Origin of the sequence: Janthinobacterium sp. HH106 (assembly GCF_001758725.1) — a bacterium.
Taxonomy (GTDB): domain Bacteria; phylum Pseudomonadota; class Gammaproteobacteria; order Burkholderiales; family Burkholderiaceae_D; genus Janthinobacterium.
This window is the reverse complement of the sequence record NZ_LRIC01000015.1, coordinates 39,259-66,048: the sequence shown is the minus strand read 5'-3', so window position 1 is coordinate 66,048 and position 26,790 is coordinate 39,259. Positions and strand designations below refer to the sequence as shown.

Here is a 26,790-nt window from a genome sequence, read left to right as displayed (position 1 = left end):
GCGGAACAGGGGGGCAAATCCCCTGTATTTCCTTTACTCTCCAGTAACCTTAGCGGGACTTGCGCGCCTCGGCCTGTTTCACGGTCTGCTCGATCGCGCCAAACAGCGACTTGCCGTCATCACCCAGCATTTCCAAACGAACAACATCACCAAACAGCAAGTACGGCGTGCTGGCGACGCCATCGGCGATCATCTCCTGGTTACGTCGCTCAACGATGCTGGAAAATCCCTTCTTGATCTCCTTGTTGGCGACGCCGCCCGCGCTGACCACACTGCCGGCGCGCACGTTGCGCGTCTGGCACAGATGGGCGAGCAATTGCGGGTAATTGAATGCCATGTCGGCGCCCGCGTGGGGCTGGCCCGTCAACTTGCCGTTCAGGCTGCAACGCAGCGCGTAGTGCACTTTGCCGCCGCGCCAGGCGTCGCCCAGTTCGTCTGGCGTGACGGCGACGGGCGAGCACGCCATGGCCGGCTTCGCCTGCAGGAAGCCGTAGCCGCTCGCCTGTTCGTCCGGCGCCAGGTTGCGCAAGGTGATGTCGTTGACCAGCATCAACAGCTTGATGTTCAGGTGCGCCTGGTCCGGCGTCGAGCCCATGGCCACGTCGTCCGTGATGGCGGCGATGCCCGCTTCGTAATCGATGCCCCACTGCTCGTGCGCCAGGCAGATGTCGTCGTGGGCGCCGAGAAAATCGTCGCTGGCGCCCTGGTACAGTCGCGGCGATTCGCGCAGATTCGCGGGCACTTCAGTTCCCGCCGCCTTGCAGGCCCGCTCGATCTGCTGCAGATAAGAAGCGCCGGCCACGCGCAAACTGCTGCGCGGCAAAGGCGCCATGCAGTTGGCGGAATCGAACTCGAAGGCGCGATGGCCGCGGCCGCTATTGATGGTCTGGTACAACAAGTCCAGCTGGGGCGCGATGAAGCTCCAGTCGTCGAGCGCCTTTTGCAGGGTCGAGGCGATGCCGTCGGCCAGATGGGCCGTTTTCAGGTCGCGCGAGACGACAGCCAGCTGGCCATCGCGCGTGCCATCGTTCAGGGTTGCTAATTTCATGTAGGGAAAACTTCGTCAAATGCAGGCAATTGAAGGCTAAAGACGCCAAAAAGCCGGGATATTCCCGGCTTTGACGGTCAGAAGAGTTTTACGCGAGGAGAGCGATCTGCTCGGGCGTCAGGTAGCACCACTCGCCTTCCGCAATGCCCAGCGATTCCAGGGTCAGGCTGCCGATGGCGGAACGGTGCAGCGCGCTGCAATGGTTGCCGGCGGCGGCCAGCATGCGCTTGACCTGGTGGTATTTGCCTTGTTCGAGCACGATTTCCAGCTGGTGCTCGCCGCGCTTGACGCAGACGAGGGCCGCCAGCGGGGCCGGTTCGTCGTGCAATTGCACGCCAGCCAGCAGCAGGGCCACCAGTTCATCGGTCACGGGCTCTTGCGTCGTGGCCTGGTAAATTTTCGGAACATGACGCTTCGGCGACGATTGCGCATGGATAAAGGGGCCATCGTCGGACATCAGCAGCATGCCCGTCGTATCGTGGTCGAGCCGGCCGACGGGCTGGACTTCGCGCCAGGTAAACTGTTCCGGCAGCAGGGTCAGCACGCCGGGATGATGGCTGGGTTTGCGCGAGCATTCGAAGTTGGCGGGCTTATTCAGCGCCAGGTACAGGTGGGCGCGGTACACCCACTCTTCTTCGAACACGTGCAGCACCAGGCCGTCGGTCTCGACGGTGGTGCGGTAATTGGTCTGGGTGACGCCATCGATGACGACATCGCCATCTTCGATAAGGGAACGGCAATATTTACGGGTGCCAAAACCCTGCGATTGCAGGATGCGGTCTAGGGATAATTTACTCATGGGCGTGACTTTACCAGAAGCGGCTGGCAGCGTGAAGCGGCCCTGTACCAGGCCGCCGAGGTCGCACCAGCCTTGCGCAGGCACAGATGAGCTGAAGTGCAAGGTGAGATTTCGATATAAATGGTCAATTCCTTTGAGAAATATCAAGCGCTTGGAATATCGCATTGATAGACTGAAACTTCGTTAGGAATCCGCCTAACGAGCTTTAGGAATAATAACCAGGCAACGACTCACAAGGACATTGTATGAAGCATACCGATACCATCGCCTTAGAAGGCAGCATCGCCGACATGCGCCAGCGCATCGCTACGGAACAGGCGGCCATGCACAAGGTCAGACTCGGCGTGGCGCGCTGGAGCAACACCCCTGCGCAGCAGGACGGGAACGCAACGCCGTCACCAGCAAGCCAGACGCACTGGCATGCCGAGGCCCAATGCCATTTCATGTGCTGGCTGGAGCTGGGCGGTTTTGCACAAACGGATGCGGAAACCGAGAACGTGCCGGCGCCCGCCATGGCGGACACGCCGCCTGACATCAGTTCCGGCGCCAACGCCAGCACCGTCGCAACGCCGGCCCGGCAGGCAAGTAGCGTGCCCGCGCACTGCAACGGCTGCGCCGTCTGAAACCGGCCCATTCAACCAGCCATGCCCTGCCCTCGCATGCCTGCCTTGCCAGCACGCCCAGACACCACATCCGGCAACACCGGTCCATCCGGCACGAAAGAGGAACAAAAGGAAACGGCGGCATTGCGCCGCCGTTCCCAAGCCCCATCGGGACTTTAGTGAGGAATGTAAATTCACTCAAAACCACATCTGCGATGCGGCGAGTAGTTCCAAGACTTGCCAATCAAGTTAGTACTGACAACATAGTTGATATATCGCCCCTCCTTGAAAAGAACTACGCTTTCACTATAGCCCAAGCAGCCCCATTTTCAAGCCAATTTACCACCTTATTGAAAATCATTCTCGACTGGCTTGCCTGCCAGCCAAGTGTGATGTCCTCAGCGCAACGCCGGTTGTGACTGCTGCACGGCCGCCTTCATGGCGCCCGCGCCCATGGCGGCGCCAAACTTTTTGAGCACGCGCTCCGGCAAGCCTTCATGTTGCGTGTAGTCGACGATGTCTTCCGCCTTGACGACGTCGCGCGCCACGCTGTCGACCGTGCCGAAATCGTCGGCCAGGCCCATTTCCACGGCTTTCGCCCCCGTCCAGTACAGGCCCGAGAAGGTATCGGCCGTTTCCTTCAGGCGCTTGCCGCGTCCCGCCCGCACCACCTCGATGAATTGCTGGTGGATTTCATTGAGCATGCCTTGCGCATACGCCTTGTGCTTTTCCGTCAGGGGGCTGAACGGGTCCATGAAGCCCTTGTTCTCGCCCGCCGTCAGCAGGCGGCGCTCGACGCCGACCTTTTCCATCACGCCCGTAAAGCCGAATCCATCCATCAGCACGCCGATCGAGCCGACCACGCTGGCCTTGTTGACGTAGATGCGGTCGGCGGCGGCCGCGATGTAATAGCCGCCCGAGGCACACATTTCATCGACCACCACATACAAGGGCTTGTCCGGATAGCCCTTGCGCAAGCGCTGCATCTCGTCGACGATCATGCCGGCCTGCACAGGACTGCCGCCCGGACTATTAATATGCAGCACCACGGCCACGGAGCCGCTATCGGAAAACGCCTTGTCCAGCGCGGGGATGACGACGGCGGCCGAGCCGCTGCCTTCGGACTCGATGGCGCCGCTGATGTCGATCAGGGCCGTATGGCGGCCCAGGGTCTCGCTGTCGTCGGCCGTGTTGTAGTCATAAAACACCCACAGCGCAAAGAGCACGATCAGCAGGCCGAAGACCTTGAAGAAGATGCTCCAGCGGCGGTGCGCGCGCTGCTCTTGCAAAGTGGCAAATACCAGCTTTTCCAGCACGTCGCGCTCCCAGTTGCCCGCAGGGGCGCCGTGGCCGGCGGCTGGCGCGCTGCTGTCCAGCTTGTCATTCGTGTTTTCGCTCATGGTTCACTTTGTTTAAATTGCAATAATGCCTGCACCGGGCTTCAGGCCGGCAGCGGCTGGACATACTCGTCGGGCTGCCAATACAGCTGGCCGTCGCGCTCGGTCACGGGTATCGGACGCAAGCGGCCGCCCTTGCAGGGGCCGCCCGCGCAGTAGCCGCTCTCCGGCACATAGATGGCGCCATGCGTCGAACACATCAGGTACAAGCCGCTGGACTCGAAAAACTCGCCTTCGGCCCAGTCCAGCTCGATGGGCACATGGGCGCAGCGGTTCAGGTAGCCATACGCCTTGCCGCCGTGGCGCACGACAAAGCCCGTGGTCGTTTCGCCGCCGGCCGAGACGGGAAAGCGCACGCCCTTGCCGCCATCGGCCACGGCGTCGGCCGCACAAATGAACACATCGACAACGTCGCTCATCATGCGTGCTCGCTCAGCCATTGGTGCAGATCGGCCACCGTGGCGGCCGAATACAGCGGATGGCAAGCCTGCAACTGCGCCACCGGATGCGCTCCATACTCTACGGCAATACCCGCCGCACCTGCATTGCTTGCCATCAACAAATCATGGCTGGTGTCGCCGATCATCACGGTGCGGCGCATGTCCTGGCCCAGTTCGCGCGTCAGCTCCTGCAGCATGGCCGGATGGGGCTTGGAAAACGTTTCATCGGCGCAGCGCGTCGCATCGAACAGCGACAGCAGCTTGACGGCATTCAGCGAACGGTTCAGGCCGACACGGCTCTTGCCCGTGGCGACGGCGAGAAAGTACGCTTGCTGCGAGAGTTCCAGCAGCATCTCGTGTACGCCGGGAAACAGGGTCAGCTCATGGTCGCGCGACAGATAGTGATAGCGGTAGCGCTCGGCCATGCGCGCATGGTATTTCGGCTCCACGTCGGGCATCACCAGCTGCATCGCTTCCTGCAAACCCAGGCCGATCACATGCGAGGCCAGCAACTCGGTGGGAATGGGCAAGCCCAGGTCTTTGGCCGATGCCTGGATGCACTTGACGATGGTCGAGGTACTGTCTATCAGGGTACCGTCCCAATCGAAGACGATCAGATCAAATTGCTTTCTTGCCATGTTTCCCGACGGCATAGCCGCCGGCTCCTTGAGAATGAATGATGGCGACTGACTACCTTGTGAGTAGTGTCGCGCGCACGCGGTAGATCGTTAAGTAACTCCCAATTATCGTGCGGCAACGGCCAATGGTTTGCCCAAGCTTACCAAGAAACGCTCGCATTCGGCAGCCAGCGGCGCGTTCAGGGTCATCGTCTTGCCCGTTTCAGGGTGTGTAAACGTGATCTGGTGCGCGTGCAGGAACATGCGCTTCAGGGCGCCGCGCGTGCTGTCGGCTTTCAACAGGGCACGGTTGAGGGCAAAGTCGCCATATTTATCGTCGCCGGCGATGGGGAAACCGGACGACGACAGGTGCACGCGGATCTGGTGCGTGCGTCCCGTCTTCAATTCCGCTTCCAGCAAGGCGAAGTTGTGATATTTATGCAACAGTGAAAACACCGTGTGCGACGCCAGGCCATCGGCCTGCACGGCCACCCGGCGCTCGCCTTCGGCCGTCGTATATTTATGCAGCGGCAACTTGATATGCTGGCGCGCATTCTTCCAGTCGCCGGCCACCAGCACCAGGTAGCGCTTGTCGGTAAGGCCGTCGCGCATCTGCTCGTGCAGGTTGGTCAGCGCCGTGCGTTTCTTTGCCAGCAACAGCAAGCCGGACGTGTCGCGGTCCAGGCGGTGCACCAGTTCCAGGAACTTGGCGTCGGGGCGCGAGGCGCGCAATTGCTCGATCACGCCGAACGATACGCCCGAGCCGCCATGCACGGCCACGCCGGCCGGCTTGTCGATGACGAGCAGCTGCGCATCTTCGAAGATGATCTTGAATTCGGCGGCCGGCGCGCCCGTGGGCGCCTTTTCGGCCACGCGCACGGGTGGAATGCGCACCACGTCGCCGGCGGCGAGGCGGTACAGCTGATCGATACGGCCTTTATTCACGCGCACCTCTCCCGATCGCAAGATCCGGTAGATGTGGCTTTTAGGCACTCCCTTGCACACTCTTAATAAGTAGTTGTCGATGCGCTGGCCTGCTTCTTCCTCGGCGATCGTTACGAATTGGGCTTGCGGCTGAACCGGGGGTGTTGAAGGGGGAACAACATCATTTTGACTCTTCATTTACTATGTCTTCCCAGAAATCTCTCTAAGTCCTTCATTTTGAATATATAATTGTTTTTGCTGCGGCCCTGGCTGCTGCGAGTGTAAGAATAAAAGCACATTTTACACAGGGGCGTCTCCACCGGCCTCGCCAAATTGCAAATTCGGTGGAAAAAAATGTATATGCACCATCCCTGCGCGAATCAAGGTTGCACCGTAGTTGTAATCGGATAACGCGTGGAGATGCTGAAGTGAGTGTGGGATTATAAGGATAAGTACCCGTTAGCGCGACTTATCGAGTCGGGCTCGCGGGTTGATGAAGTTGATAACGCTTGCCGTTTTCGCCAAACCCGTATGCGGTCACCTGAGGTTGTCGATGAATAGGCTGAGGCCAAGCCTCGCCATCGCGATCCCTGTAATGAGCCGGCTTACGATTTGGCTCTGAATTTGCTGACCACTTGCATTCTCTGCCCCCGATGCAGTTCATTCTCATCCGGGCTGTTACAGATGAGTTGCAAGTGTCCCGTGCACTCGGCATGACGATTGACCTCACCGCGCCTGTTGCGGCCGTAACGTATACCTCGTACGCGTTGTTGCTCCGCACGCCTGGGCATTTCCCCCGCCAGCACTCCCGTTCTCGCATATATCCCTGTACTTCGCCGCTTCCCCGGAAGCGGCTTTGAGATGGCCTACGGGTCGCGGAGTTATAAAAATGAAACGCATGTTGTTTAATGCCACGCAGCAAGAAGAACTGCGCGTAGCGATTGTCGACGGACAAAAACTGATCGACATCGATATCGAGACAGCCGGGCGCGAACAGCGCAAATCCAACATCTACAAGGGCGTGATCACGCGCATCGAGCCATCGCTCGAAGCGTGCTTCGTCAGCTATGGCGAAGACCGCCACGGCTTCCTGCCTTTCAAGGAAGTTGCCCGCACGTATTTCCGCGAAGGCGTCGACGTCCGTAACGCCTCCGTCAAGGAAGCGCTGCGCGAAGGCCAGGAAATCATGGTGCAAGTGGAAAAGGAAGAGCGCGGCAACAAGGGCGCCGCCCTGACCTCGTTCGTCTCGCTGGCCGGCCGTTACCTGGTATTGATGCCGAACAACCCGCGTGGCGGTGGCGTATCGCGCCGCGTGGAAGGGGAAGAGCGCCAGGAATTGCGCGAAACCATGGATAAACTGGACTTGCCTGCTGGCATGTCCGTGATCGCCCGCACCGCCGGCATCGGCCGCAACGTCGATGAACTGCAGTGGGACTTGAATTACCTGATGCAACTGTGGCGCGCCATCGAAGGCGCCGGCAAGTCGGCCAACGGCGCCTTCCTGATCTACCAGGAATCGTCGCTCGTCATCCGCGCCATCCGCGACTACTTCCAGCCCGACATCGGCGAGATCCTGATCGACACCGACGAGATCTACGACCAGGCGCACCAGTTCATGAGCCACGTGATGCCCGACATGGTGCACCGCGTAAAACGCTACAGCGACGACGTGCCGCTGTTCTCGCGCTTCCAGATCGAGCATCAGATCGAAACGGCCTACAGCCGCACCGTGCCGCTGCCATCGGGCGGCGCCATCGTCATCGACCACACGGAAGCACTGGTCTCCGTCGACGTCAACTCGGCCCGCGCCACGCGCGGCTCGGACATCGAGACGACCGCCTTCAACACCAACTGCGAAGCGGCCGAAGAAGTGGCCCGCCAGCTGCGTTTGCGCGATTTGGGCGGCTTGATCGTCATCGACTTCATCGACATGGAAGTGGCGAAAAATCAACGCGAAGTGGAACAGCGCCTCAAGGATGCGCTGCACCATGACCGTGCCCGTGTACAAATGGGCAAGATTTCCCGCTTCGGCCTGATGGAACTGTCGCGCCAGCGCCTGCGCCCTTCGCTGTCCGAAGGCTCGCACGTGACGTGCCCGCGCTGCTCCGGCACCGGCCACATCCGCGACACGGAATCGTCCGCCCTGCAGGTGCTGCGCATCATCCAGGAAGAGGCGATGAAGGAAAACTCGGCCACCATCCACGTGCAGGTGCCCGTGGACGTGGGCGCCTTCCTGCTGAACGAAAAGCGCGGCGAAGTGCTGAAAATCGAGAACCGTCACCGCATCGCCGTGATCCTGATCCCGAACAAGCATCTGGAAACGCCGCACTACAAGCTCGAACGCATCAAGCACGACGATCCGCGTCTGGAAGACAGCCAGGCCAGCTACAACCTGGCCGAAAGCGCTGAAACCGATATGGCGTACAGCAAGCGTCAGAAGGAAGAAGCCAAGCCGCGCCAGGAAGCCGTCGTCAAGACGATCACCCCTGACCAGCCGGCACCGCTGGTCGAGCGCAAGCCCGTCGAAGCAAAACCGGCCCCGGTGGCCGCGCCTGCCGCGCCGCAAGGCCTGATCGCCAAGATCATCAGCTTCTTCACCGGCGCCCCGGCACCGGTGGCGCCAGCACCCGCCCCTGTCGCACCGGCCAAGCCGGCCGGCACGGACCGTGGCGACCGCAACAGCCGTGGCCCGCGTGGCCTTGGTCGTAACGGCAAGCCTGGCCGCGAAGAGCGCGAACCTGGCCAGGGCCGCCCAGCCCAGGACGACGCGGCGAAAGAAGCGGAAGCACTGGAAAAGGCGGCCCGTCCGCCACGCCCGCCGCGTCCGCCACGCGAACCGCGCGAAGCCCGCGAGAACGGCGATACGGCAGCGGCACCACGCGAACGGGGCGAGCGTCCTGAGCGCGCGGAACGTCCCGAACGCGCAGAGCGCCCGGAACGCGCCGAGCGTCCGCCACGCCAGCCACGCGAAGGCCGCGAACCACGCGCCGACAAGGCTGTTGTTGCTGAAGTGAAAGCTGAAGAACTGGCCCTGGTTGGCGCCAGCGCCAGCGCGGTGAATGTCGTCGTGGCGTCGAACGGCCCGGACGCTGATGCAGCACCAACGAGCTTGCTGAAAGCGCCGGCAAATGCCGGCCCTGAAGGCGAAGAGACGGAAACCGACGTGGAAGGCGAAGAACCGCGCCGCCGCCGCCGTCGTGGTGGCCGCAACCGCAACCGCCGCGACCGCGAAACGGGCGAGCTGATCGAATCGGCAAACGGCGAAAACGAAGGCCAGGACACGCCAGTGATCAGCTTTACGGTCGCTCCTGCGCCGGAAGCCGCAACGGATGCTGCGCCGGTCGCCGTCGTGGCTGCCGCCGCGGTCGTCGCCGTCGCTGCGCCGGTGGAAGCTGCCGTCGTGGAAGTGGCCGAAGTGGTGGAAGTGGTAGAAGTGGCCAAGGTGGTGGACATCGCCAAGGTCGAAGAAGCCGCTCCTGCCGCTGAAGCCGCGCCAGTTGCTGCACCGGTCGTAGCGCAAGCCCCTGTCGAAGTGGCTGCAGCGCAAGCTGAACCAGCCGCTGCCGAGCCAGCGCCAGCTGCCGAGTACAGCTTTGCCGAGAAAGCGGAAGCCGCCCCGGCACCGGCGCCAGCGGAAGTCATCGTCGAAGCGGCACCGGTCGTGGAAACGGCAGCTGCCGTGGAAACCGTCGCCGTGGCTGAAGAAGTTCCAGCAGCAGCGCCAGTCGCCGAAGCGGCGCCGGCCGTGGCGCAAGCCGCACCGGTAGTTGCCGAAGCTGCTCCTGCTCCGGCACCAGCACCTGTCGTTGCTCCTGCACCGACGCCTGTCGCTGCTCCAGCTTCCGCACCGGCTCCATCGCCGGTGCCTGCGCCGCTGGACCTGGACGCAGTGCTCGGTTCGGCCGGCCTGACCCTGGCTGCCACCGATCCGGAAAAACTGCGCCTGGCGCAGGAAGCGGCCGCCAAGGCAGTCGCTCCCGTGCGCAAGCCGCGCGAACGCAAGCCATTGCCGCCGCAATCGGATGAGCCGTTGATCCAGGTCAACACGCAACGTCCATAAGCGCGCCGGGTTCGCCCAGCCGCCAATGATGAAAGGGGGAGCTCAGGCTTCCCCTTTTTTACGTCCCCACCTTTGCCAGCCAGCCGCCATGCACGAGAACGCCAACCTTCCCTCTCCCGCCCCCGTCAGCCTGCGCAGCGCCTTCTGGTACTGGCTCAAGCTGGGCTGCGTCAGCTTTGGCGGCCCGGCCGGCCAGATCGCCATGATGCATGCGGAACTGGTGGAAAAGCGGCGCTGGATTTCGGAGCAGCGTTTCCTGCACGCCCTCAATTACTGCATGCTGCTGCCGGGGCCGGAAGCGACCCAGCTGGCCATCTACATCGGCTGGCTGATGCACCGCACGCGCGGCGCCCTGGTGGCGGGCCTGCTGTTTTTGCTGCCCTCGCTGCTGGTGCTGATCGCCCTGTCATGGCTCTACATGGCGTATGGCAACGTGGGCGCCATCGCCGGCATCCTGTACGGCATCAAGCCGGCCGTCGTCGCCATCGTGCTGGCGGCCGCCTGGCGCCTGGGCCGGCGCACCTTGCGCAGTCCCAGCCTGATCGCCATCGCGGCGGCGGCATTTGTCGCCATCGCCGCGCTACGGCTGCCATTTCCGCTGATCGTGCTCGCCGCCGCCCTGCTGGGCATGGCGGGCGGCCGCTGGCTGCCGGGCCATTTTCATGCCAGCGGTACCTCGCATGGCGGTGCGGCTCGCTACGGCGCCGCCCTGATCGATGACGACACGCCCACGCCGGACCACGCGCGCTTCCGCTGGCCGCGCCTGCTTGGCACGGCCGCCGTGGGCCTGGCGCTGGCCTTCTTCGCCTGGCTGGGCCTGGCGCTGGCGGGCGGGGCGGACCAGCCGCTGGCGCAGATGGGCGTGTTTTTCAGCAAGGCCGCGCTGCTCACGTTCGGCGGCGCGTACGCCGTGCTGCCCTATCTGGTGCAGGGCGCCGCCGACCACTACCACTGGATCACGAGCGCGCAGATGATGGATGGCCTGGCGCTGGGCGAGACGACGCCCGGCCCCCTGATCATGATCGTCGCCTTCATCGGCTTTGTCGGCGGCTGGAGCCATGCCGTGACGGGAGAACAGCTGTGGCTGGCGGGCATATGCGGCGCGTTCGTCGCCAGCTGGTTTACTTTCCTGCCCTCGTTTATCTTCATTTTGGCCGGTGCGCCCCTGGTGGAAGCGTCGCGCGGCAATTTGCGCCTGAGCGCGCCGTTGACGGCCATCTCGGCGGCCGTGGTGGGCGTCATCGCCAGCCTGGCCCTGTTCTTTGGCCGCCATGTGTTCTGGCAAACAAATCCGCTGCCCCACTGGGACTGGCTGGCGATGATCATCGCGCTGGCAGCCGGCGTGGCGCTGATCAGGTTTCAAGCGGGAACCATCAAATTGCTGCTGGTCTGCGCCGCCATCGGCCTGGCGCGTGCCTGGCTGGCTTGAACACGGAAGCGTCGCGCCAGACAATCATCGCATCCCGCCGGCATCAACAGAATCTCCACCAACAAGCGCGGAGGATATTATTTCCTTATTATTAATAATCAGGATTTGATGCAGGTTAATTTAATTGGCGGCATATATATACCATTAATAAATAGAATATTTATTTCAGCAATTGAGTATCTCCCCATTCTCACGCCAGCAACCAGACCTGGACCCGGCAGGCATGGCGCCACGCTCTGCGCGGCTGCGCCCGACCTGCGAGCACAGCCACACCGTGATCGATTTGTCACCCCCCCCCCGACATATCATTCTCAAATAAATAAATGTGGCATATATGCAACAAATGAAAAATTGATTATTTGAATGAGTGCGACGTCATATACTTACTCGAAAGCAAATTACTGTTTCACCGTCATTAACCCGGCAGTTTCCTCGAGAATATCCATTAATGCGCGCTCAACAATTACATCATCCCATGCCCACTTCCGCGATCAGGACACTCATGCTCGGCTGCGCCAGCTTATGGCTGCTGAGCGCTTGCTCGACACTCGACGTCGGCACGGCCAAGCTTTCCACGGCAGAGGTCCGCGCCACGCTGCAGGACGACAAGGCGGCCCTGGCGCGCGACGTGGAGGCGCTGAACGGCCCCCTGACCCTCGATGGCGCCATCGCCCGCGCCATCAAATACAACGCCGAACGCCGCTACAAGGCCATGGAGGAAGCCGTGGCCATGGGCACCTTCGAGGCAGGGCAGTTCGACATGCTGCCCAAGCTGATCGCCTCGGCCGGCTACCGCGACCGCAACAATGACCTGATCACGCGCAGCGTCGATTCCGTCACGGGCGCGCCGTCGCTGGCCAATCCCTACATCTCGTCCAGCCGCCAGGTGCTGAGCACGGAACTGGGCATTTCCTGGAGCCTGCTCGATTTCGGCCAGAGCTACTACGCGGCGCGGCAGAATGCGGACCGCGTGATGATCGCCGGCGAGCGCCGCCGCAAAGCCCTGCACAACCTGATACTCGACGTGCGCACCGCCTACTGGCGCGTGGTGGCGGCGCAGAAGCTGGTGCCCCTGCTGCGCAGCACCATCGCCGAATCGGAAGCGGCCCTGAAGGATGCGCGCACGGCGGAGAGCGACCGCATCCGTTCGCCACTGGAACCGTTGCGCTACCAGCGCCAGCTGCTGGAAAACCTGCGCCTGCTGGAAACCATCGAGCAGGAACTGTCGACGGCGCGCGTGGAACTGGCGGCCCTGACCGCCCTGCCGCTGAGCAGCGGCTATAGCGTGGTCGAAGCGGGCGGCGACGTCAACACGGCCTGGCTGAACCAGCCGATCGAAAAAATGGAAGAAGTGGCGCTGCTGCGCAATCCCGACCTGCGCGAAGGCATCTACAACGCCCGCATCGCCCAGCAGGAAACCCGGCGCGCCATGCTCAAGCTGTTCCCCGGCCTGTCCTTCAACTATGGCGTCAAGCACAGCAACGACGATTACCTGATCCACCAGAACTGGAACGAGGCCGGCGCGCAGATCTCGTTCAACCTGCTGGGCCTGTTATCGGCGCCGGCGCAGATGCGCCTGGCCGACGCGGGCGTGAGCCTGGCCAACCAGCGCCGCATGGCCATGCAGATGGCTGTGCTGAGCCAGCTTCATATTGCTCGTCAGCAATACGCCAACACGGCCCGCCAGTATGAGCGCGCCGACGCCATCGCCGAAGTGGACGGACGTATCGCCCAGCACATCGCCAATCAGGCCGAGGCGCAGAAACAGTCGGCGCTGGACCGCATTTCGCAGCAAAGCACGGCCGTCCTGTCGCAGCTGCGCCGCTACCAGGCACTGTCGAACGCGCAGGCCGCCGCATCGCGCCTGCAAGCGACCCTGGGCATGGAACCGGTGGTCAACGGCTCGTCCGACATGCCGCTGGCCGAACTGACGGCGGCCGTCGCGCAATCGCTGCAGACCTGGAACCAGGCCCAGCTGCCATCGCCTGAGGACCGTCCATGAAGTTGGTCGCACCCGCAATACGCATGACCCTGGCCGGCGCGCTGGCCCTGACCTTGCAGCACGCCGCGCTGGCCGCCGCGCCGCAGCCGGCCAGCGCCGGCGCCACGCTGGAAACGCGGGAAATCCGCGCCCAGCTGGCGCCGCGCCGCTACACCACCCTGGCCGCCGAGATCGGCGCCAAGATCAACCGCCTGCCGCTGCCGGAAGGCGCGGCCTTCAAGCAGGGACAGTTGCTGGTGCAGTTCGACTGCGTGCTGCAGCAGGCGCAGCTGGCCAAGGCGGAAGCGGCGCGGATGGCGGCCGAGACCAACTGGCAGGGCAACCAGAAACTCGCCGACCTCAATTCCGTGGGCAAGGTCGAACTCGACATTTCCAGGGCCGAAGCGCTCAAGGCGCAGGCCGAAGTGGCCGCCAACCGGGCATTGCTGGGCAAATGCCAGATCGTCGCGCCGTTCGCCGGCCGCATCGCCGAGCAGAAGGCGCGCGAACAGCAGTACGTGCAGCCGGGCCAGGCCCTGCTGGAAATTCTGGACGACAGCACCCTGGTGCTGGAATTCATCATTCCATCTCGCTGGATGAGCTGGGTGCGCAACGGCACGCCCTTCCAGGTCAGCATCGACGAAACGGGCAAGAGCTATCCGGCCAAGGTGCAGCGCATCGGCGCCCGCGTCGACCCCGTCAGCCAGTCCGTCAAGCTGAGCGCCGTCATCGACGGGCGCTTCGGCGAGCTGGTGGCCGGCATGAGCGGCAAGGTGCTGATGCAGCCGCCGGCAAAATGATTTTTTCACCCTGCTTAGACCAAAAGGAGAGCCCATGAAATCTCGTCCGCACCGCGTCGCCCGCTGCCTGACGCTCGCTGCCGTCGCCGCAGCCGCAGCCAGCTGGAGCACAGCCAGCTATGCCTGCCCCGCCGAACCCTATGTTTCCAGCATCTGCGTGATGGCCTGGACCCGCAATGACCTGTACGGCTACTTGCCGGCCAACGGCCAGTCCCTCAACGTCAACCAGAATGCCGCGCTGTACTCGCTGCTGGGCACGACCTATGGCGGCAGCGGCAACACCACCTTCAACCTGCCGGACCTGCGCGGCCGCACCGTGATCGGTGCCGGCACCGTCGACGCCAACACCAGCTACACGGTGGGCCAGAAGGTAGGCACCGTCAGCGCCACCCTGACCATGGCCAATCTGCCGGCCCATGCGCACACCTTGCCGGCGGTCGACTTGAGCAAGGTCAGCGGCTCGGTCAACCTGGCTCAGACGACCGGCACGCCCACCACCATTTCGATGGCGCCCGTCACCTACACCGCCAATACCAGTGCGCTGACACTGACGCTGAAAGCCAGCAGCGCCGCGGGTGCGTCGGCCACGCCGCTGGCCGGCGGCGTGCCGGGAGCGGTAAATACCCCGGTGGCGAAGCTGTATAACACCAGCGCACCCGACGTGGTCATGGGCGGCGGCTCCCTGGGCGGCAGCATTACCGTCACCTCCGCCGGCTCGCCTGCCATTACGCTGGCCGGTACCGCCCCGGTGACGCTGAACGGCTCCCTGCCGGCAGCCGTCAGCGGCCCTGCAGGCACGGGCGCCGCGTTCAGCATCATGCAGCCGTCCATGGCCATGTATTACTACATCGCCTCCGTCGGCATCTACCCGCAGTCGAACTGACGGACCTCGCCACCTAACCTTGTGTTGCGCGGCCGCCTCCGAGCGGAGCGGCCGCCGAAATCATCATGCAGCCATACCGCCTCTTTCAAGTCTTGCTGTCCCTGACGCTGCTGGCGGCGCCGGGCGCGCGCGCCGGGCGGCCGGCCGACCATGCCCTGCCGCTGCAAGCCGCATATGCCTTGCTGGCCAAGGGCGACTATGCCAGCGCCTACCCGGCCTTCCTGCGCCACGCGGAGAACAATCCCCTCGCCCAGTTCACCCTGGCCCAGTTCCACCAGAATGGCTGGGGCCGGCCAGCCGACCCCGACGCCGCCTGCGCGTGGTTCGGCAAGGCCGCCCAGGGCAAGATACCGACGGCCCTGCATTTCGCCGGCGACTGCCTGATGCGCACTCCGGACGCGCCAGGCAATGCCGCCGCCGCGCTGTCCAGCTACCTGGCCGCCGCCGCGAACGGCCACCTCATTTCACTGTGCTCGGCCAGCGAATTTTATGTCCGCGGCCGCTACGTCGCCCGGGACGTGCCGCACGGCCTGGCGCTGTGCGCCCAGGCGGCGCAGGCCGGTTCGCCGCCGGCCATGCTGAAACTGGCCAATTACCTGCGCAACGACCGCGACGTGCCGCACGACGCGGCCATGGCGCGCCACTGGTACCGCATGGCGGCGGAACGCCAGGTCGACGAGGCGCGCTACCAGCTGGCCATCATGCAAGCGCAGGGAGAAGGCGGCGAAGCCGAGGGCGAGGCGGCGCTGCTTGCCCTGGAAGAACTGGCGAGCAAGGGCTACGTCCCCGCCTACCTGCCCACGGCGACGCTGTACGCCCATCTGCCGCCCGACGCCGATACGGGCGCGCCCGGCGCCGCCAACCTGGCCAAGACCTATCTGTGGGCCAGCGCCGCCCGCAGCCGCCTGAGCGAGCCCGCCCTGCAAGACCAGGCGCGGCAGCTGCAAGACCAGGTGCTGGCCATCATGCCGCCCGAATGGCGGCCGGCGCTCGACCGCAAGATCGACGCCCACCTCGCCCAATTCGCCGCCCCAGGCACGCCGTTCAAGCGCGCCAGTCACGTATCACCAGGAGCCTGACATGAACCATCCCCTCTTCCCTGCCGCGGCAACGACTTCCGTGCGCCGTCCGCTGCGCCGCGCCTCGCAACTGCTGCCGCTGGAGCAGCGCTTCATGTTCGACGGCGCCGTGGCCGACGCCGCCCACGCGGCGCAGGCGCACGAAAGCGCACCGCTGCCGCTGCCGCCAGCCGTCACGGTGCGCGCGGCCGAGCCGGCCAAGGACCAGGGCAAGAAGGAAGTGGTGCTGATCGACACCTCGGTGGCCAACTACAAGAGCCTGGAGGCGGGCGTGCGCGCCGGCGTCGGCATCGTCGAATTCGACGGCAGCCGTGACGGCCTGGCGCAGATCGCGCAATGGGCGGCCAGCCAGAGCGGAATCGACGCGATCCACATCCTGTCGCATGGATCCGAAGGCACCATCAATCTCGGCACCGCGCGCCTGACCGATGCCTCCCTGTCGTCGGCTGCCGTCCAATCGGAACTGGCGCAGCTGGGCCAGGCCCTGAGCGCCGACGGCGACTTGCTGCTGTATGGCTGCGATGTCGCCGCCGGCGGCCATAACGCGCTGATCGCCGACCTGGCGCGCATCACGGGCGCCGATGTCGCGGCGTCGCGCGACGCCACCGGCGCGGCAGCCATCGGCGGCAACTGGACGCTCGAAGCGCATGCCGGCAAGATCGACACCAAAGCGCTGGACATCGCCGACTACCAGGGCCTGCTCACACAGGTCAGCTTCTCCGGCAGCGACGCCGACTACAGCTCGACCACCGTGGTCAAACAGGTTAACGGCCAAAACGTCACGTTTTACGGCGGCGCCAGCGCCGGCGGCCTGGGCATTGACGGCACCTATGGCACCGACGGGCTGTATGCCTACCAGGGGCCCACCAATGAAGTCAGGCTGACGGTCACCATCGCTTCCGGCTACACCTTCGACATCAGCTCGTTCGATGTCGGCGTCCTGACCGGCTCGCTGACGATCAACTTAACGTATGGCAACAACACCACAGACACGCTCACCGTGAACTCGCTGGCCAACGGCTGGCAGACCCTGCTCAATTCCGGCCTGAGCAAACCGATCAACGACGTCAAGCAGGTGGTGTTCAGTTCCGGCGATTTCGGTCTGTTCCAGAATTTCGACATCACCGACGTCAAGGCTATTTCGCACCCGCCCACGGTCACGGTCAGCAGCGCCAGCCTGTCGGACGACACCGGCACCAGCGGCAGCGACTTCATCACCAAGACCGCCGCGCAAATCATCAGCGGCACGCTGTCGACCACGCTGAGCACGGGCGAAAAGGTCCAGGTGTCATATGACAACGGCAGCAGCTGGAGCGACGCGACCACCTACACGATCGGCTCCAGCAGCTGGAGCACCGTCACCACGCTGGCCGGCAGCAGCACCTTCCAGGCCCGGGTCACCAACGCCGACGGCTCCAGCACCGCCTACACGCACAGCTACACGCTCGACACCACGGCGCCGACCACGTCCTTCACCGGCATCTCCTTGTCGGACGACACCGGCATCAACAGTACCGACTTCATCACCAAGACGCCAGGCCAGACCATCACCGCCACGCTCAGCGGCGCGCCGGCCGGCACCGACGTGGTCTGGGGGTCGCTGGACGGCGGCAGCAGCTGGACCAACATCACGAGCAAGGTGTCCGGCACCACGCTGACCTGGAACGGCGCCACCCTGGGCGCAGGCAGCAACGCCATCATGTTCAAGGTGACCGACGCGGCGGGCAACGACAGTTCGCTGAGCTTCCAGAACTACACGCTCGATACCACCGCGCCCACCACCAGCGTGGCCACGGTCAGCTTTTCGGCCGATACCGGCACGTCGCCGACCGACTTCATCACCAAAACGGCGGCGCAGACCATCAGCGGCACCCTGTCGGCCAACCTGGCCAGCGGCGAGAGCGTGCTCGTCTCGCTCGACAACGGCACCACCTGGGCCGCCGCCAGCGCCACCGTGGGCCAGAACACCTGGTCGCTGGCCCGCACGCTCAGCGCCAGCAGCACGCTGAAGGTCAAGGTCAGCGACACGGCCGGCAACGACGGCGCCGTGCTGTCGCAAGCCTATACCTTCGACACCGGTTCGCCGACGATCACCTTCAACGGCCTGGGGCTGTCGGCCGACACGGGCGCCAGCGCCAGCGACTTCATCACCAAGACGGCGGCGCAGACCATCGGCGCCACCCTGAGCACCACCTTGGCCGCCGGCGACATCGTCTACGGCTCGCTGGACAACGGCGGCAGCTGGACCGACATCACCAGCAAGGTCAGCGGCACGAGCCTGAGCTGGAACGGCGTCACCTTGGCCGGCAGCGACACGCTGCAGCTGAAGGTCGTCGACGCCGCCGGCAACACCGGCAGCGTCAAGACCCAGGCCTACATGTTCGATACCAGCACGCCGGCCACGCCCGGCACACCGGTGCTGGCCACGGCCAGCGACACCGGCGTGCAGAACAACGACAGCATCACCAGCGACACCACGCCGACGCTGAGCGGCACGGCCGAGAACGGCAGCACCGTCACCGTGTTCGACGGCGCCACGCTGCTGGGCACCGTCACCGCCGGCGCCGGCGGCTGGACGCTGACCACCGGCGCGCTGGCCGAAGGCTCCCACACCATCACGGTCGTGTCCACCGACACCGCCGGCAACGCCTCGGCCGCCTCGGCCGCGCTGACGATCGAGGTCGACACCACCGCCCCGGCCGTCGCCACGGTGGCGGTGCCGGCCAACGGCACCTACTACAGCGGCGGCGCGCTGGACTTCACGGTCAACTTCGACGAGGCCGTCCTTGTCGACACCACCGGCGGCACGCCGCGCATCGCCCTCGTGGTCGGCGCCACTACCCGCTACGCCGACTACGTGTCCGGCTCCGGCACCAGCGCGCTGCTGTTCCGCTACACCGTGCCCAGCGGCGACATTGACGCCAACGGCATCACGGTCGGCGCACTGTCGACCCACGGCGGCACGCTGCGCGATACGGCCGGCAACGACGCCGTGGTCACGCTCAACAGCGTCGGCAGCACGGCCGGCGTCAATGTCGACGGCAGCAACCCCAGCGTCACCGGCGTCGGCGCCAGCACCGCCGACGGCGCCTACGGCGCCGGCCAGACCATCACCATCACGGTCGATTTCTCCACCGCGGTCAACGTCGATACCACGGGCGGCACGCCGACCCTGGCGCTCGACGGCGGCGGCCAGGCCACCTATGCCGGCGGCTCGGGCACCAGCACGCTGACGTTCAGCTACACGGTCGGCGCCGGCCAGAACAGCGCCGATCTCGACTACAGCTCGAGCGCCGCGCTGGTGCTCAACGGCGCCACCATCGTCGATGCCGGCGGCGCCAACCAGCCGGCCGACGTCACGCTGGCCACGCCGGGCACGGCCGGCTCGCTGGGCGCCAACAAGGACCTCGTCATCGACTCCGCCGCGCCGACCAACACCGTGGCCAACGCCACCTTCTCGGCCGACACCGGCACTTCCGGCACCGACTTCATCACCAGGACCGCGGCCCAGACCATCAGCGGCACGCTGGCGGCCAACCTGGCGGCCGGCGAGTACGTCTACGTCTCGCTCGACAACGGCGGCAGCTGGAACCTGGCCACGGCCAGCACCGGCGCCAACACCTGGTCGCTGGCCGGCCAGACGCTGTCGGGCAGCGGTACCCTGAAGGTGCGCGTCACCGACGCCGCCGGCAACAACGGCACCGCCTACGCGCAAGCCTATGTGCTCGACACCACGGCGCCGACCACCAGCTTCAGCGGCATCGCGCTGTCGGCCGACACCGGCGCCAGCAGCACCGACCTGATCACCAACACCGCGGCGCAGACCATCAGCGCCACCCTCAGCGGCGCGCCGGCCGCCGGCGACATCGTCTACGGCTCGCTCGACAACGGCGCCACCTGGACCGACATCACCAGCAAGGTGTCCGGCACCACGCTGACCTGGACCGGCGTCACCCTGGCCGCCAGCGACACCTTGAAGCTGCGCGTCACCGACGCGGCCGGCAACAATGGCGCCGCCACCGGCACGGCCTACGTGCTCGACACGAGCGCCCCCGCTACCAGCGTGGCTGGCATCGCCTTGTCCGCCGACAGCGGCGCCTCGCCCACCGATTTCATCACCAACGTGGCGGCGCAAACCGTCAGCGGCACCCTGTCGGCCAACCTGGCCAGCGGCGAGCGCGTGCTCGTCTCGCTCGACAACGGCGCCACCTGGGCCACCGCCGCCGCCACCGTCGGCCAGAACACCTGGTCGCTGGCCGGCCAGACCCTGACCTCCAGCAACACCCTGCTGGTCAAGGTGGCCGATACGGCCGGTAACGACGGCGTCGTGGCGAGCCAGGCGTATATCTATGACACGGCAGCCGGCGTGCCCACCGTGGCCACCTTGGCGACGATGAGCACCACGCCCGTGCTGAGCGGCTCGGCGACGCTGTCGGCGGGCGAAACCATGACCGTCTCCGTCGGCGGCGCCACCTATGCCGTCGTTCCCGCGGCGGGCGCCTGGAGCCTGGACCTGGCCACCGCCGTACCGCTCAGCGGCACGCTGACGCTGGCCCTGAACCAGCGCTACGAGGTGGTGGCGAGCGTCACCGACCTGGCCGGCAACGTCGCCAGCGACAGCAGCAATGGCGAACTCACCATCGGCACGCTCCTGACCCCGCCCACGACCGGCATCACCGGCACCACGCTGTCGGCCGACACGGGCGCCAGCGACAGCGACTTCATCACCAACGTGGCCGCGCAAACGATCAGCGGCACGCTGTCCGCGCCGCTGGCCGCCGGCCAGCGCGTCGAAGTCTCGCTCGACGGCGGCGCCAGCTGGCGCAGCGCGGCGGCTACCGGCGGCGCGACGGCGTGGTCGATCAATGTCACGCTGGGCGGCAGCGGCACCCTCATGGCGCGCGTCAGCAACGACGCCGGCAACGGTCCCGCCTTCGCGCAAGCGTATGTGCTCGACACCGTCGCCCCCGTCGCCACGGCCACCTCGGCCACGCTATCGGGCGAGAATGTGCTTGGCGGCAACCTCTCGGCGCCGCTGGCGGCGGGCGAATCGGTACTCGTCTCGCGCGATGGCGGCGCCAGCTGGCAGGTGGCTGGCGTGGCCGGCAACAGCTGGTCGCTGGCCGGCGTCGCCGCCGGCCAGGTGCAAGTGGTGGTGCGCGATACGGCCGGCAACAACGGCGCCATCCTGGCGGCGCAAGTGAGCATACCTGTGAAGCCGCCCGTGGTGGTGGTGCCGCCCGTGGTGCCTCCCGTGGTGGCGCCGCCCGTGCGCGTGCTGCCGGAAGCCCCCGCGCCGGCGGACAAGGTTGCCGAAAAGGCCCCCGCCAGCGCTGCCGCCGGAGCCCTTCCCGGCGTGCTGGCGCCGGACACGCTGGCGCTGTTCAGCCCGAGCAGCGGCGCCAACGGCGGCCGAGCGGCCGACGTTGCCAGGAACCCGCTGGCCCCCGTCAGCATCGCCGCCCTGACCAACCCCGCCATGCTGCTGACGGCCTTCACGCCGACCGGCTTGCCGGAACTGCCGTCGCGCAGCGATGCGCTGCTCTCGCAGGTGCCGATCGGTGACAAGGCGTTCAACAGCGGCGAACGCATCGCGGTGCAACTGGCGCCCGACACCTTCGTGCAGTCCGGCGGCGGCACGCCGTTCCAGCTCAGCGCGCAGCAGACCGACGGCAGGCCCCTGCCTGCCTGGCTCAGGTTCGACAGCCGCGCGGCGCGCTTCGAGGGAACGGCGCCGCCGGGCTTCGAAGGCACGCTGCACTTCACGGTCACGGCGCGCGACGCCCAGGGACGCGTCGCCGTGCAGACCTTCAAGATCGTCATCACCAGGGATGGCCAGGTCATCAAGACCTCGGCGCGCGACGCCGGCCCGGCCGACCCCGTGGGACGTCCCGGCCTGAGTGCGCAACTGGGCGCCGTGCGCGGCGCGGGCGCCGAGCGCCTGGCGGCGTTGTCGCGTAGCGCGGCGGCGGCGAAAGCGCATGCATGAACGACGCGGTGGCATTTGATCCCCTGCTGACCTTGCTCGAACTGGCCCAGCGCGCACGCGCCGCGGCCAGCGCCAATGAACTGGCCTTCCTGCTGGTGAACGACAGCCGCGCGCTGGCGCCGTACCGCCAGGCGGCGCTGTGGTTCGACGCCGGCGGCGTGCACACCCTGTCCGGCGTGGTGGAAGTGGAAGCCAACGCCCCGTATGCCCAGTGGCTCGGGCAGCTGTGCCGGGCGCTGGCAGAGCGCCATGCGGACGCCGCGCCGCTGGCCGTCGAGGCGGCGCAACTGCCGCCCGCCATCGCCGCCGCCTGGGACGAATGGCTGCCCGTGGCCGTCACCTGGGTGCCGCTGCGCGCCACGGGCCGCGCCGGCGGGCAGGCGGGCCTGCTGCTGGCCGGCGACGCGCCGCTGCAGCCCGGGCAGCTGGCCCTGCTCACCGAATGGGCCGATATCTGGCAGCATGCGTGGCGCGCCAGGCAAGGTCCCGCGCGCTGGTCGCCGGCGGCGCTGCCGGCGCGGCTGCGCCTGTGGTGGCAGGGCGATGGACAAGGCCAGCGCTGGCGCCGCCGGCTGGGCGCCGCGCTGGCAGTGCTGGCGGTGCTGCTGTTTCCCGTGCGCCTGACGGTACTGGCGCCGGGCGAGCTGGTGGCGGCCAATCCGGCCACCATCCGCGCGCCCCTCGATGGCGTGATCGCCGAATTTTCCGTGCGCCCGAATCAGGTCGTGCGCGCCGGCCAGCCCCTGTTCTCGTTCGACCAGGCGCCCATCGGCAGCCGCCTCGACGTCGCGCGCGAAGGGCTGGCCACGGCGCAGGCCGAGTACCGGCAGACGGCGCAGATGATACTCAACGACCCGCGCGCCAAGACGCAGCTGGCCGCGCTGCTGGGCAAGATCGCCGAGAAGCAGGCGCAGGCAGCGTTCCTGGAGGGCCAGGCGCAGCGCTCGCGCGTGCTGGCGCCGCATGCCGGCATCGCCCTGTTCGACGACCCGTCGGAATGGATAGGCCGGCCCGTGCAGACGGGCGAACGCATCATGCAGGTGGCGGCCGCCGACGACGTGGAGATCGAAGCGTGGGTGCCGATCGGCGACGCCATTCCGCTGGCCGAGCGGGCCCCGCTCAAGCTGTACCTGGCCGCCGCGCCGCTGACGCCGCTCGAAGCATATGTGCGCTACATGAGCCACCGCGCCACCGCGCGCCCCGACGGCAGCTATGCCTACCGCGTGCGCGCCAGGCTGGACGGCGCCACCGGCCAGCGCATCGGCCTGAAGGGCACGGCCAAGCTGGGCGGCGAACGGGTGCCGCTGCTCTACTGGATACTGCGACGGCCGCTGGCCAGCATCCGCCAGTTCATCGCCCTGTAGAACGGAACCGCATGCACGCCTTACCCTTGCTGCGCCAGGAGCTGTCCATCCATGCCGGCCCACGCCTGCCCGACGGCCAGCCCAGCTGGACCTTGCACGACCCCGTGCGCAACCTGTTCTTCCAGCTCGACTGGCCCAGCTTCGAGATGCTGCGCCGCTGGGAGAACAACGACGCCCAGGCCCTCATCGACGACATCAACCAAAGCACCACCCTGCAACTCGATGGCGGCGCCATCGAGCGCCTGCTCGACTTCCTGCGCGAGCAGCAGCTGCTGCAGCCGCGCCAGGGCACCGCGGCGGCGATGGCGGCCACGCGCCAGCGCCAGCGCGGCAGCTGGCAGCAATGGCTGCTGCATAACTACCTGTTTTTCCGCATCCCGCTGGTGCGTCCGGACCGCTGGCTGGACTGGCTCGCGCCGCGCCTCGGGTGGCTGTTTTCGCCCGCCTTCCGCTGGCTGACGCTGGCCGCCGGCCTGCTGGGAGTGGCCGGCGCCTACCGCGACTGGGAACGCTTTTCCGCCACCCTGCTCGACACGCTGAGCTGGCATGGTGCCCTGCTGTACGGCGCCGCCATCACCTTCGCCAAAGTCTGCCATGAGATGGGCCACGCGCTGACGGCCAAGCGCTACGGCTGCCGCGTGCCGACCATGGGCCTGGCCTTCCTGGTGATGTGGCCCGTGGCGTACACGGACACCAACGAAGTGTGGAAGCTGGCGCGCCGCGAGCAGCGCCTGGCCGTGGCGGGCGCCGGCATCATGACGGAACTGATGATCGCCGCCTGGGCCACGCTGGCCTGGACCTGGCTGCCCGATGGCGGCCCCAAGCAGGTCGCCTTCCTGCTTTCGACCACCACCTGGATCACCACCGTGGCCATCAATGCCAGTCCCTTCATGCGCTTTGACGGCTACTTCCTGCTGTCCGATTACCTGGGCCTGCCCAACCTGCACAGCCGCGCATTCGCGCTGGCCCGCTGGGACTTGCGCGAACGCCTGTTCGCGCTGAACGAGCCGGCGCCGGAATCGTTTCCGCCGCGCCGGCGCGCCGGCCTGATCCTGTTCGCCTGGACCGTATGGATCTACCGGCTGGTGCTGTTTCTGGGCATCGCCGCACTCGTGTACCACTTCTTCATCAAGGCCGTCGGCATCCTGCTGTTCCTCGTCGAGATCTGCTGGTTTGTCGCGCTGCCGCTGTGGCGCGAACTGCAGGTGTGGCGCTCGCGTCGCGACGCCCTGCGGCACAGCCGCCGCGCCTGGCGCAGCGCCGGCCTGGCCGCGCTGCTTGCGCTGCTGCTGATGCTGCCATGGCCGGACCGGGTGCTGACCTCCGGCGTGCTGCAGCCGCAGGCGCGCCTGGCGCTGTATGCGCCCGCGCACGCGGCGCTTGAAGCGCTGCCGGTGGCCAATGGCCAGCGCGTCGCCGCCGGCCAGCCCCTGCTGCGCCTGTCATCGCCCGAGCTGGCGCTGCGCGAAGGCGAGACGGGCGCGCGCCAGGACTTGCTGGCATGGCAATCGGCGGCGGCGGGCCTGGACGCCGCCAGCCGCAAGGACTGGCAAGTGCTGAACGACCAGCTGGCCTACGCCAGCGCCGAGCATGCGACGGTGGGCGCGGACTTGCAGCGCTACCGGCCGCTGGCGCCGTTCGCGGGCGTGCTGGTCGACGTCGATCCCGACCTGCGGCCCGGCGAATGGCTCAAAGGGCAGGAATATCTGGGTTCGCTGGTGGGCGCCGGGCGCTGGCAGGTGGTGGCCTACGTCGACCAGGATGCCGTGCGGCGCATCGCGCGCGGCGACCGTGCCCTGTTCCTCGCCGACGGCCTGGCCGGCCCCGCCCTGCGCCTGACCGTGGCCAGCATCGACCGCGATGCCAGCCGCACCCTGAACGAGCCGGAACTGGCGGCGCTGTTCGGCGGCGACGTGCTGGTGCGCGAAAAGAACGGCGTGCTGTATCCCGAACAGGCCGTATACCGGGTGCTGCTCGATGCGGACGCCGAACTGCCGGCCAGCAGCCCTGCGTGGCGCGGCAGGGTCGCCATCGCCGGGGAATGGGAAGCGCCGGCATGGCGTTTCCTGCGCGCGGCCGCGGGCGTGGCGCGCCGCGAAGCGGGTTTCTAGCCGGCCGCCGACGACCGCGCCCCGATCGTGGTATGGTTAGCGAATCCGGCGGCCCTTATGCGGCGCCGGAATTAGAAAAACAGCAAGATTATTAGGCTCATGTCAGAAAAAATCATCATGATGACGGAGCGGCGACGGGCCGCTCCGGCCATCCCGGCCGCCCTGGAAGCGCCAACAGGCCTGCTGAACGATCAACTGGGCCGGCCCCTGCACGACTTGCGCATCTCGATCACCGACCGCTGCAATTTCCGTTGCGTGTACTGCATGCCCAAGGACGTGTTCGACAAGAACCACGTGTATCTGCCGCACACGGATTTGCTGTCGTTCGAGGAAATCACGCGCATCGCGCGCCTGTTCGTCGCGCACGGCGTGGAAAAGATCCGCCTGACGGGCGGCGAGCCGCTGCTGCGCAAGAATATCGAAAAGCTCATCGCCATGCTGGCCGCACTGCGCACGCCGTCGGGCCAGCCGCTGGACCTGACCTTGACGACCAACGGTTCCTTGCTGGCCAGAAAGGCGCAAGCCTTGAAGGATGCGGGCCTGAACCGCGTCACCGTGTCGCTCGATTCGCTCGACGACGCCACCTTCAAGCGCATGAACGACGTCGATTTCGCCGTGGCCGACGTGCTGCAAGGCATAGCTGCCGCGCATGCGGCGGGCCTGGGACCGATCAAGATCAACATGGTCGTCAAGGCCGGCATGAACGAGCAGGAAATCGTGCCCATGGCGCGCCACTTCAAGGGCACGCCCTACATCTTGCGCTTCATCGAATACATGGACGTGGGCGCCTCGAACGGCTGGAACTTGCAGGAAGTCATCCCGTCGGCCGAGGTGGTGCGCCGTATCGGCGAACACATGCCCTTGCTGCCCATCGACCCGAACTACACGGGCGAGACGGCGGCGCGCTGGCGCTACGCCGATGGCGGCGGCGAAATCGGCCTCATTTCCAGCGTCACGCAAGCGTTCTGCGCCGACTGCAGCCGCGCCCGCCTCTCGACCGAAGGCAAGCTGTACACGTGTCTGTTCGCCAGCAGCGGCCACGACTTGCGCAGCCTGCTGCGCGGCGGCCACAGTGACGCGGAAATTTCCTCGGCCGTGGCGCAGCTGTGGCGCGGCCGCGCCGACCGCTATTCGCAATTGCGCACCAGCCAGACGGATTTGACGGGCGGCGCGCTTGAGCACGGTAAAAAGAAAGTGGAAATGTCGTACATCGGCGGCTGAATCGGGCTCGGCGCACGCCCGCCGCTGCTACCATGGCACATGCACC

At 66.1% G+C, this 26,790-nt stretch carries 17 protein-coding genes; 11 read left to right on the top strand and 6 right to left on the bottom strand.

The features are described from left to right. Positions 1–49 precede the first annotated feature (49 nt). A complete protein-coding gene (locus JAB8_RS07860; protein ID WP_070289124.1) occupies positions 50–1,048 on the bottom strand; it encodes a fumarylacetoacetate hydrolase family protein in 999 nt (332 codons plus the stop codon). An 88-nt stretch (positions 1,049–1,136) separates the two neighbouring features. Then, the gene (locus JAB8_RS07855) at positions 1,137–1,847 is read right to left on the bottom strand and encodes a 16S rRNA pseudouridine(516) synthase (protein ID WP_070289165.1); all 711 of its coding nucleotides are present in this window, start codon (positions 1,845–1,847) and stop codon (positions 1,137–1,139) included. 245 nt (positions 1,848–2,092) lie between these two features. Between JAB8_RS07855 and JAB8_RS07850 the strand changes: the two genes are divergently transcribed. Beyond that, positions 2,093–2,470: a hypothetical protein gene (locus JAB8_RS07850; protein ID WP_070289123.1), complete on the top strand. Its 378-nt coding sequence runs from the start codon at positions 2,093–2,095 to the stop codon at positions 2,468–2,470. A 377-nt stretch (positions 2,471–2,847) separates the two neighbouring features. On the opposite strand, the gene JAB8_RS07845 is transcribed toward JAB8_RS07850, so the two are convergent. The 4 genes from JAB8_RS07845 to JAB8_RS07830 all read right to left on the bottom strand — a co-directional run bounded on the left by JAB8_RS07845 (position 2,848) and on the right by JAB8_RS07830 (position 6,025). Next, a complete protein-coding gene (locus tag JAB8_RS07845; protein WP_070220183.1) occupies positions 2,848–3,849 on the bottom strand; it encodes a S49 family peptidase in 1,002 nt (333 codons plus the stop codon). 41 nt (positions 3,850–3,890) lie between these two features. Next, positions 3,891–4,268: a Rieske 2Fe-2S domain-containing protein gene (locus JAB8_RS07840; protein ID WP_070289122.1), complete on the bottom strand. Its 378-nt coding sequence runs from the start codon at positions 4,266–4,268 to the stop codon at positions 3,891–3,893. Then, entirely contained in the window at positions 4,265–4,924 is a 660-nt protein-coding gene (locus JAB8_RS07835; protein WP_070289164.1) for an HAD-IA family hydrolase, read from the bottom strand. The genes JAB8_RS07840 and JAB8_RS07835 overlap by 4 nt, the downstream gene beginning before the upstream one ends. A 105-nt stretch (positions 4,925–5,029) precedes the next feature. After that, positions 5,030–6,025, bottom strand: coding sequence for an RluA family pseudouridine synthase (locus tag JAB8_RS07830; protein WP_070220186.1), 996 nt, complete (start codon positions 6,023–6,025; stop codon positions 5,030–5,032). 691 nt (positions 6,026–6,716) lie between these two features. On the opposite strand from JAB8_RS07830, the gene JAB8_RS07825 reads away from it, so the two are divergent. The 10 genes from JAB8_RS07825 to moaA all read left to right on the top strand — a co-directional run bounded on the left by JAB8_RS07825 (position 6,717) and on the right by moaA (position 26,744). After that, on the top strand, positions 6,717–9,887 hold the full coding sequence (locus tag JAB8_RS07825) for an Rne/Rng family ribonuclease (protein WP_070289121.1): 3,171 nt from the start codon (positions 6,717–6,719) through the stop codon (positions 9,885–9,887). 88 nt (positions 9,888–9,975) lie between these two features. Continuing rightward, positions 9,976–11,316 carry a chromate efflux transporter gene (gene chrA, locus JAB8_RS07820; protein WP_070289120.1) on the top strand — a complete coding sequence of 447 codons (1,341 nt, stop codon included), beginning with the start codon at positions 9,976–9,978 and terminating at the stop codon, positions 11,314–11,316. A gap of 502 nt (positions 11,317–11,818) precedes the next feature. Beyond that, positions 11,819–13,318 (top strand): TolC family protein, encoded by a 1,500-nt coding sequence (locus JAB8_RS07815; RefSeq protein ID WP_070289119.1) that lies wholly within the window; start codon positions 11,819–11,821, stop codon positions 13,316–13,318. A 2-nt stretch (positions 13,319–13,320) separates the two neighbouring features. Then, positions 13,321–14,097, top strand: coding sequence for an efflux RND transporter periplasmic adaptor subunit (locus tag JAB8_RS07810; RefSeq protein ID WP_254679475.1), 777 nt, complete (start codon positions 13,321–13,323; stop codon positions 14,095–14,097). A 34-nt stretch (positions 14,098–14,131) separates the two neighbouring features. After that, positions 14,132–14,980 carry a tail fiber protein gene (locus JAB8_RS07805; RefSeq protein WP_070220194.1) on the top strand — a complete coding sequence of 283 codons (849 nt, stop codon included), beginning with the start codon at positions 14,132–14,134 and terminating at the stop codon, positions 14,978–14,980. A gap of 65 nt (positions 14,981–15,045) precedes the next feature. Beyond that, positions 15,046–16,059: a tetratricopeptide repeat protein gene (locus tag JAB8_RS07800; protein WP_070289118.1), complete on the top strand. Its 1,014-nt coding sequence runs from the start codon at positions 15,046–15,048 to the stop codon at positions 16,057–16,059. 1 nt (position 16,060) lies between these two features. Further along, positions 16,061–22,048, top strand: coding sequence for an Ig-like domain-containing protein (locus JAB8_RS30120; RefSeq protein WP_070289117.1), 5,988 nt, complete (start codon positions 16,061–16,063; stop codon positions 22,046–22,048). Then, positions 22,045–23,412: an HlyD family efflux transporter periplasmic adaptor subunit gene (locus JAB8_RS07790; protein WP_070289116.1), complete on the top strand. Its 1,368-nt coding sequence runs from the start codon at positions 22,045–22,047 to the stop codon at positions 23,410–23,412. The genes JAB8_RS30120 and JAB8_RS07790 overlap by 4 nt, the downstream gene beginning before the upstream one ends. A gap of 11 nt (positions 23,413–23,423) precedes the next feature. Beyond that, positions 23,424–25,523, top strand: coding sequence for an HlyD family efflux transporter periplasmic adaptor subunit (locus tag JAB8_RS07785; RefSeq protein ID WP_070289115.1), 2,100 nt, complete (start codon positions 23,424–23,426; stop codon positions 25,521–25,523). 99 nt (positions 25,524–25,622) lie between these two features. Further along, positions 25,623–26,744: a GTP 3',8-cyclase MoaA gene (gene moaA / locus JAB8_RS07780; protein WP_070289114.1), complete on the top strand. Its 1,122-nt coding sequence runs from the start codon at positions 25,623–25,625 to the stop codon at positions 26,742–26,744. Positions 26,745–26,790: the final 46 nt, after the last annotated feature.